General features: G+C 74.6%; 14 protein-coding genes. 10 read left to right on the top strand and 4 right to left on the bottom strand.

What is annotated here, in order from left to right:
- Positions 1-3: 3 nt before the first annotated feature.
- The gene (locus tag SMD20_RS15805) at positions 4-588 is read right to left on the bottom strand and encodes a histidine phosphatase family protein (protein WP_329581132.1); all 585 of its coding nucleotides are present in this window, start codon (positions 586-588) and stop codon (positions 4-6) included.
- 58 nt (positions 589-646) lie between these two features.
- Between SMD20_RS15805 and SMD20_RS15800 the strand changes: the two genes are divergently transcribed.
- Positions 647-1,615: a zinc-binding dehydrogenase gene (locus SMD20_RS15800; protein WP_329581130.1), complete on the top strand. Its 969-nt coding sequence runs from the start codon at positions 647-649 to the stop codon at positions 1,613-1,615.
- Positions 1,616-1,684: 69 nt separating this feature from the next.
- Here SMD20_RS15800 and SMD20_RS15795 read toward each other — a convergent pair whose 3' ends face one another.
- A complete protein-coding gene (locus SMD20_RS15795; RefSeq protein WP_329581128.1) occupies positions 1,685-2,596 on the bottom strand; it encodes a TIGR03621 family F420-dependent LLM class oxidoreductase in 912 nt (303 codons plus the stop codon).
- Positions 2,597-2,672: 76 nt separating this feature from the next.
- Here SMD20_RS15795 and SMD20_RS15790 point away from each other — a divergent pair, with 76 nt between their 5' ends.
- The 9 genes from SMD20_RS15790 to SMD20_RS15750 all read left to right on the top strand — a co-directional run bounded on the left by SMD20_RS15790 (position 2,673) and on the right by SMD20_RS15750 (position 10,949).
- On the top strand, positions 2,673-3,440 hold the full coding sequence (locus SMD20_RS15790) for a phytanoyl-CoA dioxygenase family protein (protein WP_329581126.1): 768 nt from the start codon (positions 2,673-2,675) through the stop codon (positions 3,438-3,440).
- Complete coding sequence (locus SMD20_RS15785) at positions 3,425-4,381, top strand: phosphotriesterase family protein (RefSeq protein WP_329581123.1); 957 nt, start codon at positions 3,425-3,427, stop codon at positions 4,379-4,381. Before SMD20_RS15790 ends, SMD20_RS15785 begins: the two co-directional genes overlap by 16 nt.
- Entirely contained in the window at positions 4,378-5,586 is a 1,209-nt protein-coding gene (locus SMD20_RS15780) for a cytochrome P450 (protein ID WP_329581121.1), read from the top strand. Before SMD20_RS15785 ends, SMD20_RS15780 begins: the two co-directional genes overlap by 4 nt.
- Positions 5,583-6,407 (top strand): SDR family NAD(P)-dependent oxidoreductase, encoded by an 825-nt coding sequence (locus tag SMD20_RS15775; RefSeq protein WP_329581119.1) that lies wholly within the window; start codon positions 5,583-5,585, stop codon positions 6,405-6,407. Before SMD20_RS15780 ends, SMD20_RS15775 begins: the two co-directional genes overlap by 4 nt.
- Before the next feature lie 64 nt (positions 6,408-6,471).
- Positions 6,472-7,329 carry a Gfo/Idh/MocA family protein gene (locus SMD20_RS15770; RefSeq protein WP_329581116.1) on the top strand — a complete coding sequence of 286 codons (858 nt, stop codon included), beginning with the start codon at positions 6,472-6,474 and terminating at the stop codon, positions 7,327-7,329.
- 206 nt (positions 7,330-7,535) lie between these two features.
- On the top strand, positions 7,536-8,486 hold the full coding sequence (locus SMD20_RS15765) for an ABC transporter substrate-binding protein (protein ID WP_329581113.1): 951 nt from the start codon (positions 7,536-7,538) through the stop codon (positions 8,484-8,486).
- A gap of 2 nt (positions 8,487-8,488) precedes the next feature.
- The gene (locus SMD20_RS15760; RefSeq protein ID WP_329581110.1) at positions 8,489-9,523 is read left to right on the top strand and encodes a FecCD family ABC transporter permease; all 1,035 of its coding nucleotides are present in this window, start codon (positions 8,489-8,491) and stop codon (positions 9,521-9,523) included.
- A complete protein-coding gene (locus SMD20_RS15755; protein WP_329581108.1) occupies positions 9,520-10,293 on the top strand; it encodes an ABC transporter ATP-binding protein in 774 nt (257 codons plus the stop codon). The genes SMD20_RS15760 and SMD20_RS15755 overlap by 4 nt, the downstream gene beginning before the upstream one ends.
- Positions 10,290-10,949 carry an adenosylcobinamide amidohydrolase gene (locus tag SMD20_RS15750; RefSeq protein ID WP_329581105.1) on the top strand — a complete coding sequence of 220 codons (660 nt, stop codon included), beginning with the start codon at positions 10,290-10,292 and terminating at the stop codon, positions 10,947-10,949. Before SMD20_RS15755 ends, SMD20_RS15750 begins: the two co-directional genes overlap by 4 nt.
- On the opposite strand, the gene SMD20_RS15745 is transcribed toward SMD20_RS15750, so the two are convergent.
- The gene (locus SMD20_RS15745; RefSeq protein ID WP_329581102.1) at positions 10,916-12,592 is read right to left on the bottom strand and encodes a hydantoinase B/oxoprolinase family protein; all 1,677 of its coding nucleotides are present in this window, start codon (positions 12,590-12,592) and stop codon (positions 10,916-10,918) included. The two genes, SMD20_RS15750 and SMD20_RS15745, sit on opposite strands and share 34 nt — an antisense overlap.
- Positions 12,589-14,592: a hydantoinase/oxoprolinase family protein gene (locus tag SMD20_RS15740; protein WP_329581099.1), complete on the bottom strand. Its 2,004-nt coding sequence runs from the start codon at positions 14,590-14,592 to the stop codon at positions 12,589-12,591. Before SMD20_RS15740 ends, SMD20_RS15745 begins: the two co-directional genes overlap by 4 nt.
- Positions 14,593-14,682 lie beyond the last annotated feature (90 nt).

Here is a 14,682-nt window from a genome sequence, read left to right as displayed (position 1 = left end):
GGGCTAGTGGGCCGGTGCGTTCCAGGTCAGCAGCACCGGCTCGGCGTGCTCGTGGCCGAGCCGCGAGTAGGTGCCGGTGTCCAGCCTGAACAGCCTGCCCTCGGACGGATCCAGCCCGAGCCAGCGGGCGGCGAGGACGCGCAGGAAGTGCCCGTGCGCCACCAGCACCACCCGCCCCTCCACCGCGCGGGCCCGCTCGATCACCCGGTCGGCGCGGGCCGCCACCTGGGCGGCGCTCTCGCCGGGATGCTCGGCGTCGCCGGGGATCACGCCGTCGCGCCACAGGTACCAGCCGGGGCGGTCCTCCCGGATGCGGGGCGTGGTGACGCCCTCGTAGCCGCCGTAGTCCCACTCCCACAGGTCGGGGTCCACCTCGTAGCCGGTCAGCCCGGCCAGGGCGGCGGTGCGGCGCGCCCGCTCGGCAGGGGAGACCAGCACGAGGCCGAAGTCCCCCTTCTCGACCAGGGGCGCGAGCGCCCTGGCCTGCTCCTCGCCGCGCTCCGTCAGGGGCAGGTCGGTGCGCCCGGTGTGCCTGCCCGCCTTGCTCCACTCGGTCTCACCGTGCCGGAGCAGCAGCATCTCGTCCATGGTGACCATCATTCCGGACGCTTGACCTCAAGCTAGCTTGAGGTAGCAGGGTGGGGTCATGGACGCGATAAGACTGCATGCGTACGGACCTGCTACCAACCTCCGGCTGGAGACCCTTCCCGACCCTGAGCCGGGACCCGGCGAGGCGCGCGTCGCCGTGCGCGCGGCCGGGCTGCACTTCATCGAGACCCTGCTCCGCCAGGGACAGGGCGTCGGGCCGCACCCCGCGCCCGAGCTGCCCGTCGTGCTCGGTTCGGAGGTGGCCGGGGTCGTGGAGGCGGTGGGAGAGGGCGTGCCCGCCGGGCTGGTGGGCCGCCGGGTGGTGACGGCCGAGGTGAGCACGGGCGGCTACGCCTCGCGCGCCGTGGCGCCCGCCGCCGCCCTGACCGAGCTGCCCGGCCAGGTGGGTTTCGGCGCGGCCGTCGCCATGAACACGACGGGGGCGACCACGTACGGGCTGCTGGAGCTGGCCCCGATCGGACCGGGGGACGTGGTGCTGGTGCTGGCGGCGGCCGGCGGCGTCGGGACGCTGCTCGTGCAGTACGCCCGAGGCGCCGGCGCGACCGTGGCCGGGGCGGCCGGCGGGCCCGCCAAGGCCGCGCGGGTCGCGGAGCTGGGGGCCGACCTCGCCGTCGACTACCGGGAGGCGGGCTGGGACAAGTCGGTACGCGAGCTGTCCGGCGAGGTCACCGTCGTCTTCGACGGGGTGGGCGGCGAGCTCGGGCGGGCCGCGCACGGGCTGCTCGGCCGGGGCGGGCGGCACGTGGTGTACGGGTCGGCGTCGGGGGAGTGGTTCTGGCCGGACGCCGCCGAGGCGGAGGCGCGGGGCATCACCGTGTTCGACGGCATCGGCCATCTGCTCGGGCGCGACGGGGGCGTGGCCGAGCTGCGCTTGCGGGCCCTGGAGGCGGCGGCCGAGGGGCTGCTGACGCCGGCGGTGCAGGAGTTCCCGCTGGCCGAGGCCGCCGCGGCGCACGCGGCACTGGAGAACAGGGACACGATGGGCAAGGTCGTCCTCACCGTCTAGCCGGCTCCGGTCGACGGGGACCGGTCGACGGGGACAGGGGTGAAGGCGGGCTTGTCGGCGCGGTCGCCCTCACCCCCCGGCCAGTTCCTCGGCGACGGGGGCGAAGGCGGCGAGGTCGCGTTCGTGGTGGATGACGAAGCAGGAGACGTCGTGCTCGTCGCGCCAGTGGCGCAGCGTGTCGGCGATGTCGTGGCGGGTGCCGAGGAGGACCTGGGGGGTCCCGTCCAGCGCGGCCGACCTGGCCGCGCTCCACGGCTCCTCCGCCTTCCTCTCGCCCACCTGCAGGACGCTCGTGCCCAGCTCCAGCCGGTCGTAGCGGTCGCCGGCCGCCGCCCGTACGCGCCGCAGCCGGGCGAGGAACGCCTCCACCCCGCCGTCGCCGGTGTCGGGGCCGGTGCCGTCGGGGCGTACCCGCATGGTGAGGTTGACGTGGTCGGCCTGCTCGGCGGCCAGGCGCAGCACGCGCGGCCCGCCGCCCCCGACGATCAGCGGCGGGTGGGGCCGCTGCACGGGCCGGGGCCGCTGGTCGAGCCCGTCGATCCGGTAGTGCCGGCCGGTGAAGTGGCACGGCCCGTCCGCCCAGAGGCCCTTGAGCACGGTGATCGCCTCGGCGAGCCGCTCGACGCGGACCCCGGGCGGGTCCAGGGGCAGGCCGGCGCCCGCGTAGTCGGCCGCCATCCAGCCGGTGCCGAGCCCGACCTCCAGCCGGCCGCCGGACAGCAGGTCGAGGGTGGCCGCCTCCTTGGCCAGCACGGCGGGGTGGCGGAAGTCGTTGGCGAGGACCAGCGTGCCGACGCGCAGCCGTTCGGTGGCGCAGGCCGCGGCGGTGAGGGCGGGGATCGGCGCGAGGCGGTCCCCGGCCAGGTGGTCGGGGACGAGCAGCAGGCCGAACCCGGAGTCCTCCAGCCGGCGGGCCTTGTCGGCCCACGCCTTGCCGGACTCCGCCTCGCGGAGCACCGCCCCGAACCTGAACGGCCGCACGGCCCCTCCTCGTCCGATCCAGCGCCTGTGCCCGGCACTCTAGCAAGCGCTTGCTACAGGTGCGAGACTGAGGGCCATGGAGATCCCCGTGCGCGAGGCCACCGACGACGAGGCCGCGTTCTTCCACGAGCACGGCTGGGTGCGGCTCGGCCGGCTCATCGACCCCGGCGCCGCCGCCGAGCTGCGCGAACGCGCCCTCGCCCACCTGCGGGCCCGGGAACGCGGCGGGCGGACGGCGGTCGACCGGGCGTTCGGGCAGTCCAGGGACGTCGCCGCCGCCGACGAGGCGTTCGGCGCGCTCGCGCTCGACCCCCGGATGGGACGCACCGCCGTCCGGCTGCTGCACGGCGTCCGCGCGGTACGCGTGCAGGTCACCAACCTGCTGGTCAAGGAGGCGGGCGAGCACGGCGCCACCGAGTTCCACCAGGACTTCCCCTGGATGCCGATGGACCGCTCGGCCATGCTCACCGTCTGGCTCGCGCTCGCCGACGTGCCCGCCGACATGGGAGCGCTGCGCTTCTACAGCGGATCCCACCGCCACGGCCTGCTCGGGCGCAGCTTCACCCGGCCGGGCGACGACCAGCTCAGCCAGCACCCGTGGCTCAAGGAGCTGGAGCTGTCGCCGCCGCTCGACCTCGCGGCCGGCGACGCCACCGCGCACCACGCCCTGACCGTGCACGGCGCGCCCGCCAACCGGCACGACCGGCCGCGGCTGTCGTTCACGGTCACCTATTTCGACGCCGACGCCCTCTACACGGGCCTGCCGTACGCGCAGACCGACGGGCTCGGCCTGGAGGTCAACCGGCCCTTCGAGCACGAGAGGTTCCCGTGCCCGAGACCCTGAGAGGACCGGTCGCCGACCTCGGCGCGACGCTCATGCACGAGCACGTCTTCGGGCTCAGCCCCGAGATCCTGTGGAACTGGCCGGACATCCCCGAAGGCTGGGACCCCGAGACGCGGGCGCGGGAGGCCGCGGCCAAGCTCGACGCGCTGAAGGCCGAGGGCATCGACACCGTCGTGGACCTCACCGTGCTCGGGCTCGGCCGGCACATCCCCTCGGTACGGCTGGTCGCCGAGCTGACCACGGTCAACATCGTGGCCGCGACCGGGCTCTACACCTACGACGCGCTGCCGCCGTACTTCGCCAACCGGGGGCCGGGGTCGCTGTTCGGCGGGCCGGACCGGCTGGCCGAGTTCTTCGTCCGCGACCTCACCGAGGGCATCGGCAGGACCGGCGTGCGCGCCGCCATGCTCAAGTGCGCCTCCGACCACCTTGGGATGACCAAGGGCTGCGAGCGGGTGTTCCGTGCGGTCGCCGAGGCGCACCTGGAGACCGGCGCGCCGATCACCACGCACTCGCACAGCGCCTCCAAGGGCGGGCTGGAGCAGCAGCGGCTGCTCGTCTCGCTCGGGGTGGACCCGGAACGGGTGGTGATCGGGCACGCGGGGGACTCGGCGGACCTCGCGTACCTGGAGGAGCTGCTGGCGGGCGGCTCCTACCTGGGCATGGACCGGTTCGGCATCGACACGATCGCGCCGTTCGAGCAGCGGGTGGCCGTGGTGGCGGAGCTGTGCGCGCGCGGGCACGCCGACCGGCTGGTGCTGGGGCACGACTCGTACTGCTTCAACGACCGCTTCGACGCCGAGGTCGTCCGCCGCCGCCATCCGGACTACCACCTGCTGCACATCTCCCGCGACGTCCTGCCCGAGCTGCGCAAGCGGGGCGTCACGGACGACCAGATCCATCAGATGCTCGTCGGCAACCCGCGGAGGATCCTGCGATGACCACCCTGCCGGAGGCCCGGGACTTCGACGTCAGCGCGGACTGGCACGTCGCGGACCCGTACCCGTTCCTCGCCCGGCTGCGGCGCGAGTCGCCGGTGTTCTGGAGCGAGCACCTGCGGGCCTGGGTGCTGACCCGCTACGCCGACGTGCGCGCCGCCTACGGCGACCCCCGGCGGTTCTCCTCCCTGGGCTCGCTCACCATCTCCCGCAGCCTGACCGCCGCGACCAGGGAGAAGCTGGGCGAGCACGGCTCGTTCCTGTCGAGCTTCGTCGCCAACGTGGACCCGCCCGTCCACACCCGGCTGCGCCGGTCGGTCTCGCGGGCGTTCACGCCGCGCGCGGTCGCCGCCATGGAGGACGCCTTCCGCCGGCTCAACGAGGACCTGCTCGACCGGGTCGTCCCGCGCGGCGCGGCCGACTTCGTGACCGAGCTCGGGCACGAGCCGTCCGTGAAGCTGACCGCCCGCTTCATCGGCGTGCCGGAGGCGGACGAGGCGTTCGTGCAGGCGCGGGTCAAGGACTGGTTCCAGCTGTTCCTGTCGCCGCAGCCGCCCGAGCGCCAGCTGGAGCTGGCGGGCAGCTTCCTCACCTACCTCGACTACGTGGACCGGCTGGTCGCCGCCCGCGCCAAGGACCCCCGCGACGACTTCACCTCGCTCATGACCGCGCTCATCGGCGACGAGCTGACCCACCGCGAGGTCGTCGAGCTGATCTCCACGATCCTGCTCGGCGGCAACGACACCGTGCCCAACCAGCTCGGCAACACCGTCCTGCGGCTGCTGCGCGAGGGCGCCTGGCCGGTGCCGCCGCCGCTGATCGGCAACGCCGCCGAGGAGTGCATGCGCATCGACGGCGCCTCGCTCGGCTCCTTCCGCCACACCACCGAGGACGTCGTCCTGCACGGCGTGACCATCCCGGCCGGCGCCCTCGTGCTGCTGTCCACCGACTCCGCCGGGCACGACGAGAGCGTCTTCCCCGAGCCGGAGCGCTTCCTCGCCGACCGGCCGAACGCCGCCGACCACCTGGTCTTCGGCTACGGCATCCACTTCTGCGTGGGCGCGGCGCTCGGCCGCCTGCAACTGCGGACCGCGCTGGAGGTGCTCGGCCGCCGCCTGCCGGGGCTGCGGCTCGCGCCGGGGGAGCCGGTGACGTACCGCCGGTCGCTGGTCGGGCGCGGGCTCACGGCGCTGCGGGTGGAGTGGTGACGGGCGGGCGGCTTTCCGGCCGACTTTCCGGGCGGGTCGCGCTGGTGACCGGGGCCGGGTCGGGGATCGGGGCGGCCTGCGCGCTGCGGCTGGCCGCCGAGGGGGCGCGCGTGGGCGTGCTCGACGTACGCGGCGAGGCCGCCGAGGACACCGCCGCCGCCGTACGGGCGCGGGGCGGCGGCGCGCTCGCGCTGGAGTGCGACGTCTCCGCCGAAAAGCAGGTCGCGGCGGCCGTCGGGGCGCTGGTGGCGGCGTACGGGCGGGTGGACGTGCTGCACTCCAACGCCGCCGCGCTCGGCCCCGCCGTGTACGGGCGCGACCGCGGCCTGGAGGACCTCGACGTCGCCGTGTGGGACCGCACCATGGAGGTCAACCTGCGGGGCGCCATGCTGCTGGTCAAGCACGCGGTGCCGGCCATGCCGGACGGCGGCTCGATCGTCCTGACCTCGTCGGTGTCGGCGTTCGTCGGGGACGGGGCGCACGCCGCGTACGGGGCCTCGAAGGCCGCCCTGGTCGGCTTCGCCCGGCACGTCGCCACCATGTACGGCGCCCGCGGCGTCCGCTGCAACGCCGTCGCCCCCGCGCTCGTCCTCACCCCGGCCGCCGAACGCGCCCTGTCTCCTGCTCAGCTCGCCGACAAGGCCGCCGAACGCCTGCTTCCCTGGCCCTGCTCCGTGGACGACGTCGCGAACCTGGTCGCCTTCCTGGCCTGCGACGAGAGCCGCTGCCTCACCGGACAGACGCTGATCCTCGACTCCGGCACGCTCGCCCACCGCCCCCAGCACGCCATCCAGCGGTGGCGCGAACAGCGCCCCGGATGAGGAGTGCGTACGTCAGGATGTGGGGCAGTGGGATGTCCGTGATCCGGGCGTGAAAGGGGTCTTCATGGAGCCGGTGGCGGTCGGGCTCGTGGGCGCGGGACCGTGGGCGAGGATGGCGCACGCGCCGATGCTGGCCAAGGGCCCGCACACGCGGCTGGCGGGCGTCTGGGCGCGGCGTCCCGAGGCGGCGGCCGAGCTGGGCGCCCCCGTGTACGAGCGGATCGAGGAGCTGTTCGACCACTGCGAGGCGGTGGCGTTCTGCGTGCCGCCCGGCGTGCAGGCCGAGCTGGGCGTGCGGGCCGCCCGCGCGGGCAAGGCGCTGCTGCTGGAGAAGCCGCTCGCCGACTCGCTCGACGGGGCGCGGCGGCTGGCCGACGCCGTGGCGGAGGCGGGCGTGGCCAGCCAGATGGTGCTGACCCTGCGCTATGCCGTACAGACCCGGACGTTCCTTGCCCGGTGCGGCAAGATCGAGCCGTTCGGCGGGCACGCGGCGAACATCTCCGGCGTCCTGCTCGGCGACCATCCCTTCGCCACGCCGTGGCGGCTGGAGCGCGGCGCGCTGCTCGACGTCGGGCCGCACGTGATCGACCTGCTGGACGCGGCGCTCGGCCCCGTGGTGGGGGTGCGCGCCCACGGCGACCCGTTCGGGTGGATCGGGCTGCTGCTGGAGCACGAGGGCGGGGCGGTGTCGGAGGCGTCGCTGTCCATGGCGGCCGTCGGCGACCTGCCGCCCGCGACGTTCGCCGTGTACGGCCGGACGGGGAACGCGGTCCTGCTGCCGTTCGACGACGATCCCCTGGACGCGATCGCGGAGGAGTTCGCGCGGACGGTGCGCGAGGGCGGCGGCCACCCCCTCGACGCCGCCCACGGTCTCCGCCTGCAGCACGTCGTCGCCGACGCCGACTCCCAGCTGCGCCGCTGACCCTTGACGTTACGGTGTTTTGGGGGATTGATAACGTTTGTCCGACGCGCAGTGCTGCAGCGAAGTCCGGTGCGAGTCCGGCGCTGTCCCGCAACTGTCATAGCCAGGTCGCCTGCCGCTGCGCCGACGCCATCAACCCTCGTGGAAAAGGGTGATCCGTCGCTCATCGCGGGTCTCTCGGTTCCGACAGTGTGAAAGGACATCTCGTGAGGCCCGTACGCACGGTCTTCGCGGGCGCGCTGCTGGGAACGCTGGTGCTGGCCGGATGCGGCCAGAGCAGCGGAACCACCGCCACCCCCGCCCCCACCACCCCCTCCGCGTCCGCCGCCAGTGAGGGGTTCCCCGTCACGATCGAGGCGGGCAACGGCCAGGTCACCATCGACAAGAAGCCCGAGCGCATCGTCTCGCTCTCGGCCAGCCACACCGAGACGCTGTTCGCCGTCGGCGCCGGCCCCCAGGTCATCGCCGTGGACGACCGCTCGAACTTCCCGCCCGAGGCCCCGAAGACGGACCTGTCCGGCTTCAAGCCGAACGTCGAGGCCATCATCGCCAAGAAGCCCGACCTCGTCGTCCTGTCCGACGACCTCGACAACGTCGTGGCCGCGCTGGGCAAGGTCGGCGTGCCCGTGCTCCTGGAGCCGGCCGCGAAGACGCTCGACGAGGCGTACGAGGAGATCGCCGAGATCGGCGCGGCCACCGGCAACAAGGCCAAGGCCGACGAGGTCGTCACCGGCATGCGGGCGGCCATGGACAAGCTGGCCGCCGAGGCGCCCAAGGACAAGAAGCTCACCTACTACCACGAGCTCGACCAGACGCCGTACGCGGTCACGTCCCAGACGTTCATCGGCCAGGTCTACTCGATCTTCGGCCTCACCAACATCGCCGACCAGGCGCCCGACGCGGCGGGCGGCTACCCGAAGCTGTCGGCCGAGTTCGTCGCCCAGGCCGACCCCGACCTGATCTTCCTGGCCGACGTCAAGTGCTGCCAGCAGAACAAGGCGGCGCTGGCCAAGCGGCCCGGCTGGGCGAAGCTGTCGGCGGTGAAGAACGACCGGGTCGTCGAGCTCGACGACGACATCGCCTCCCGCTGGGGGCCGCGCATCGTCGACTTCGCCGAGAGCATCGGCGCCGCCGTGGCCAAGGCCGGCACGAGCTGACCATGACGGGACAGGCCGGCCCGTCGCGGGCCCGACCCCTGTGGCTGGCGGGCGCCCTCGGCGTGCTGGCCGTCTCCATGGTCGCCGGGCTGCTCGGCGGGGCGGCCGACATGTCGCCCTGGCAGGTGGTGCTCCAGGCGGTGGACTGGCTGCCGTTCGTGCACGTCGACTCGGGGCTCACGCCGGTCGAGCAGGGCCTGCTGTACGAGCTGCGGCTGCCCCGCGTGCTGGTCGCCGCCGTCGTGGGCGGGCTGCTCGCCCTGGCGGGGGCCGGCTACCAGGGCGTGTTCCGCAACCCGCTCGCCGACCCCTACCTGCTGGGGGCGGCGGCCGGGGCGGGGCTCGCGGCCACGCTCGCCATCGTCGTGCTGCCGGCGCTGACGGTCGGCGTCCCGGTCGCGGCCTTCACCGGGGCCGTGTGCGGGGTGCTGCTGGCGTACACGCTGGGGAACACGGCCGGGCGCTCCGGCGGCATGGCCACGCTGGTGCTGGCCGGGGTGGCGGTGACGTCGTTCCTGACCGCGATCCAGACGTTCGTGCAGCAGTTCAAGGTGGAGGAACTGCAGCGGATCTACTCCTGGATCCTCGGCGACGTCGGCGGCGGATGGGAGCAGTTCTGGCTGGTGCTGCCGTACGCGGTGGTCGCCGCCGTGCTGCTCCTGCTGCACGGGCGGATGCTGGACGTGCTGTCCGTCGGCGACGAGGAGGCCGTCAGCCTGGGCGTGGCCGCCGCCCGGGTACGCCTGATCGTGCTGCTCGCCGCCTCGCTCGCCACGGCGGCGGCGGTGGCGGCGAGCGGGCTGATCGGGTTCGTCGGCATCGTTGTGCCGCACGTGGTGCGGCGGCTGGCGGGCGGCTCTTACCGGATCGTGCTGCCGATGTCGCTGCTCGGCGGGGCGGCCTTCCTGGTGCTCGCCGACCTCGTGGCGCGCACCGTGATCGCCCCGGCCGAGCTGCCGATCGGCGTGGTGACGATGTTCGTGGGAGCGCCCTTCTTCGTCGGGGTGCTCAGGATGACGCGGCGGGCGGAGACGTGATCGAGACCCGGGGGGTGACCGTCCGGCTCGGCGAGCGGGACGTCGTCCGCGACGTGGACATGCGGGTGCGCCAGGGCGAGTGGGTGGCCGTCATCGGGCCGAACGGGGCCGGCAAGTCCACCCTGCTCAAGGCCGTGATGGGGCTGGTCGCGCACGGGGGCGAGGTGCTGCTGGACGGGCGGCCGGCGGCCGGGCTGAAGCCGCGGGCGCGGGCCAGGCTGGTCGCGTACGCGCCGCAGACGCCGTCCCTGCCGCCCGACATGTCGGTCTTCGACTATGCGTTGCTGGGGCGGACGCCGTACATCCCCTACCTGGGGCGCGAGAGCGGCCACGACCGGGAGGTGACCGCGTCCGTGCTGGCCAGGCTCGACCTGTCGGAGCTGGCCGGGCGGCGGGTCGGCGAGCTGTCCGGCGGCGAGCGCCAGCGCGTGGTGCTGGCCAGGGCGCTCGCCCAGCAGGCCCCCGTGCTGCTGCTCGACGAGCCGACCACCGCGCTCGACCTCGGCCACCAGCAGCAGGTGCTGGAGCTGGTGGACCGGCTGCGCAGGGCCGACGGCCTCACCGTCGTCACGACCCTGCACGATTTGACCGTGGCCGGCCTGTACGCCGACGCGCTCCTCCTGCTCGCCGCCGGCCGGGCGGCCGCCTCCGGCCTGCCCGCCGAGGTGCTGACCGAGGAACTCGTGGGACGGCACTTCGGCGCCCATGTGAAGATCGAGCCGGGGCCGGACGGCCGGCCGGTCGTGCACCTGGTGAGGAGTGGGTCGTGAAGCTGACGTACCGCACGGAGGAGGGGACGCGGCTCGGGGCGCTGCTGTGGGAGTTCGGGCCCGGCTGGCGGATGATCTCCTCGGCCGTGCTCGGCGGCGGCATCGGCGAACGCGAGTGGGTGCTGAACGCCCAGGTCGTCGCCGGGTACGCGCGCATGGACCCGATCGAGCACCTGACGTCGTTAGGTCCGGGCGGCGCCGGCGTCGGGATGATGACCGCCGCCTCCGTGGACCGCTATGTCCAGTCGTCCGACGGCGGCGTGGACGCCTGGGCGACCGTGGGGCTGCGCGTCCCCACCTGGGCCGCCGCGCCCGACGGCGCCGCCGATCCCGAGCTGGCCCCGGTCAGGGTCGGCACCGTCAACATCGTGGCCGCGCTGCCGGTCGCCATGACCGACGCCGCCCTGGTCAACCTGGTGATGACGGTGACGGAGGCCAAGACCCAGGCGCTGGTCGAGACCGGCTACGCGGGCACGGGCACGGCCTCCGACGCGGTCTGCGTGGCCGTGCCCGCCGGCGGGCCACAGGAACTGTTCGGCGGGCCGCGCTCGGAGTGGGGCGCGCGGGCCGCGCGTGCCGTCCACACCGCGGTCCGGCGCGGCGCCGAGGCGTGGCGGCTGCGTCACCTCACCCCGGCGGACGGGTCGAGACCGTAGTCCTCGGCCGCGCCCCTCGCCGTCACCCGGCCCGCCGCGAGGTCGGCGCGGACCGCCTCCCGGTCCCGCTCGGCGGGCGGGCCGAGGCCGCCGCCGCCCGTGGTCTCCACCACGAATGCCTCCCCGGCGGCGAAACGCACGTTGTTCACCTTCGAGGCGAGCCGTTCCGTGCTGCCGTCGCGTCGCCGCCGGTAGAAGCCGCCGAGCCGGCCGGGCAGGCCGCCGTCGCGACCCGGGGGAGGCAGGCGCAGGCGGTCGCCCCGGGTGGTGACATGGCAGTCGGCGAGGAAACGGTAGACCGTGCGCGAGCCGAGCCCGCCCCGCCACCGGCCAGGACCGCCCGAGTCCGGGACCGTCTCGATGGACTCCACGACGAGCGGGCAGCGGCTCTCCACGGGCTCGGCCTGCGGCACCGAGTTGCGGCCGACGCCGAAGTGCACGCCGGTCGCGTCCGGGCCGTCCAGCCCGCGCCGCGCGCCCACCCCGCCGAAGTCGTAGGCGAGGTGGATCCAGTACGGCGCCCCCACCGCCGCGATCGAGAACGGCTGCAGGATCCCGCTGGCCGCGATCGCGCGCTCGGGCACCGCGTCCGACATCGCCTGGAACACGGCCTCCATGGCGGCGTAGATCGGGACGTACCGGCCGCCGCACGGGTACGGCGAGCGGGCGTTCAGCAGCGACCCCTCCGGCAGGCGGACCTCGATCGCGCGCAGGCAGCCGTCGTTCATGGGGATCGCCGGGTCGAGGAAGCAGCGGATCGCGAAGACGGCGGCGGCCAGCGACTGCGAGGCCGAGGCGTTGATCGCGGCCGGCACCTGCGGGCCGGTGCCGGCGAAGTCGAGCACGGCGCGGCCCTCCCCGAGGGTGACCGTGACCCGCACGTCGTGCGTCCTTCCGAGGTCGATCCCGTCGTCGTCGATCGGGTACGCCGCCGCGTAGCGCCCCTCGGGCAACTCCGCGAGCGAGGCGCGGGTGCGGGCCTCGGTGTGGTCGAGGTAGTCCTCGATGCCCGCCGCCAGCCCCTTCTCGCCGTGCTCGGCCAGCAGCGCCTCCAGGCGGGCGGCGGCCACCGCCGTCCCGGCGACGAGCGCGCGGACGTCCCCCATGACCTTGTCCGGGGTGCGGCTGTTGGCCCGCAGCACGGCCTCGATCGCCGGGTCCAGTCCCGCCTCGGTGGCCAGGCGGACGGGCGGGAGCTGCAGGCCCTCCAGGAAGATGTCCGTGGCCAGCGGGGCCATGCCGCCCGCCGACAGCCCGCCGAGGTCGGAGACGTGGATCATGGTGGCGGTGAAGTACGCCGGCGCGCCCCCGACGAACACCGGCCGGTAGACCAGCAGGTCGTTGGTGTGGACGCCGCCCCGGTAGGCGTCGTTGAGCGCGTACACGTCGCCGGGCCGCATCGTCTCGGGCGGGAGGTCGGCGAGCAGCTCGGGCAGCGCGGTGCGCAGCGCCATGCTGTTCATGAGCGTGGTGGCCATGGACTGCGCGACCAGCCGGCCGCGGGCGTCCAGGACGGCCGCCGAGGCGTCGGACCCCTCCACGATGAACGTCGAGTACGCCGAGCGCACCACGACGATGCTGGCCTCCTCGGCGGCCACGACCAGCGCGTTGCGCAGCACCTCGGCGGTCAGGGCGTCGCTCACGCGCGGCCTCCCCGGGTGAGGTGGACCGCGCCGGCGGGGGCGGGGGCGGCGGTCCAGGAGGGCGGGACCACGATCGTGGACTCGGCGTCCTCGACGATCGCCGGACCGGGCAGCCGCTCCGGCAGGCTCGCCCGGGTGTGCACGGGAACCTCGACATAACCGCCGCACTCGGCGAAGTACGCCCTGCGACTCCCGGCCGCGCCGGAGCGCGCCACGGGAGCGGACGGCGGATGGGCGCGGGCCGACGCGGGGGCGGTGATCCGGACGCGGTAGCCGACCAGTTCGATCTCGCCGCGCTGCGCGATCCCGTACACCTGCCGGTACCGCGCGGCGAAACGGGCGGCGAGCTCGTCGCGGGACGGCGACCAGGCCACCGTGAGGTCGTGCGACTGGCCGAGGAAGCGCACGTCCACCGACCGCTCCACCCGCACCTCCGGATCCGCCGGCGACACCCCCAGATCGGCCGCCGCCTCCGCCACGAGCCCGGCGAAGATCGGCTCGGGGTCGCCCGCGTCCAGCCGGGAACGGACCCGCTCGGTGGCGAGGTCGCCGGCCAGCAGCCCCGCCGCCGAGGCCACCCCGCAGTGGGCGGGCACCACGACCGTCGCGATCCCGAACCGCTCGGCCACCCGCGCCGCGTGCATGGGCCCCGCCCCGCCGAAGGCCACCAGGGCGAAGCCGCGCGGGTCGATGCCCCGCTGCACGGTCACGACGTGCACGGCGGAGGCCATCGCGGCGCTCACGATCTCGTGCACCGCCCGCGCCGCCTCCTCCCGCGCCACGCCGAGCGGCCCGGCGAGCCGGTCGAGCGCCTCCTCCGCGAGGGCCGGCGTCAGCGGGATCGAGGCGGAGGAGAGGTAGCCAAGCACCAGGTTGGCGTCCGTGACCGTGGGCTCCGCGCCGCCCAGCCCGTAGCAGGCGGGGCCCGGGGACGACCCGGCCGAGCGCGGCCCGACGCGCAGCGTTCCCGCCGGGTCCAGCCAGGCCACGCTGCCGCCGCCCGCGCCCACCTCCGCCAGGTCGATGGCCGGGGTCCTGATCGGCACGCCGGTGCCCGCCCGCCGCCCGCCGAAGCTGCCCTTGCCGCCGACGTGGAACTCGTGCGTGATCTCCGGCCGCCCGCCGCGCACCACGCACGCCTTGGCGGTGGTCCCGCCCATGTCGAACGAGATCGCGTCGGCGAACCCGGCCCCGGCCGCCGCCAGCACCCCGGCCGCCGGCCCCGACTCGATCGTGGCCACCGCCCGCCGCGCGGCCAGCTCGGCGGAGACGACGCCGCCCCCGGACTCCATGACGTGGACGGGCGCGCGGATCCCGAGCGCGGCCAGCCGTTCGCGCAGCCGGGACAGGTAGGAGGCCATGAGCGGGCCGACGTAGGCGGACATGATGGTGGTGGTGGCGCGCTCGTACTCGCGGATCTCCGGCCACACCTCCGAGCTGGTCACCACCGACGGCACCGACGCGCGCAGGATCTCCGCGACCCGCCGCTCGTGGGCGGGGTTCGCGTAGGCGTGCAGCAGGCACACGGCGGCCGAGCCGATGCCGCGCCGGGCGATCTCGGCGGCGACCCGGCGTACGGACGCGTCGTCGAGGGGCGTCAGGACCTCGCCGCGCGCCGAGACGCGCTCGGTCACCTCGAAGCAGTCCTCGGGCGCGACCGGGGGAGGGGGCGGGGTGAAGCGGAGGTCGTAGCGGTCCTCCTCGACGCGGGCGTAACGGCCGAGCGGCACGACGCTACGAAAGCCCTGAGTCGTGACATAGGCGACACGTACGCCGGTCCGCTCCAGCACCGCGTTGGTGGCCAGCGTCGTGGCGTGCACCACCCGCGTGACCTGCGCGGGATCCCGGTCACCGAGGGCCCGCGTAACGCCCGCCACGATTCCCGCGATGGGGTCGTAGTGGGTACTCAAGCACTTGGCCACGGAAATCGCGCCGGACGTATCTCGAAGGACCACATCGGTGAAGGTGCCGCCGACATCGACGCCGATCGAGTAGGCCACCCGGGTACGCTACGCCCCCTAGCAAGCGCTTGTCTACGTAGTGGTCTATTGACTTACGACGGGTGATTGGGACGCTGGTCCTAGTCCTTG

Source organism: Nonomuraea sp. LP-02, assembly GCF_036289125.1.
GTDB lineage: Bacteria > Actinomycetota > Actinomycetes > Streptosporangiales > Streptosporangiaceae > Nonomuraea > Nonomuraea bangladeshensis.
This window is presented reverse-complemented; position numbering and strand designations above follow the sequence as displayed.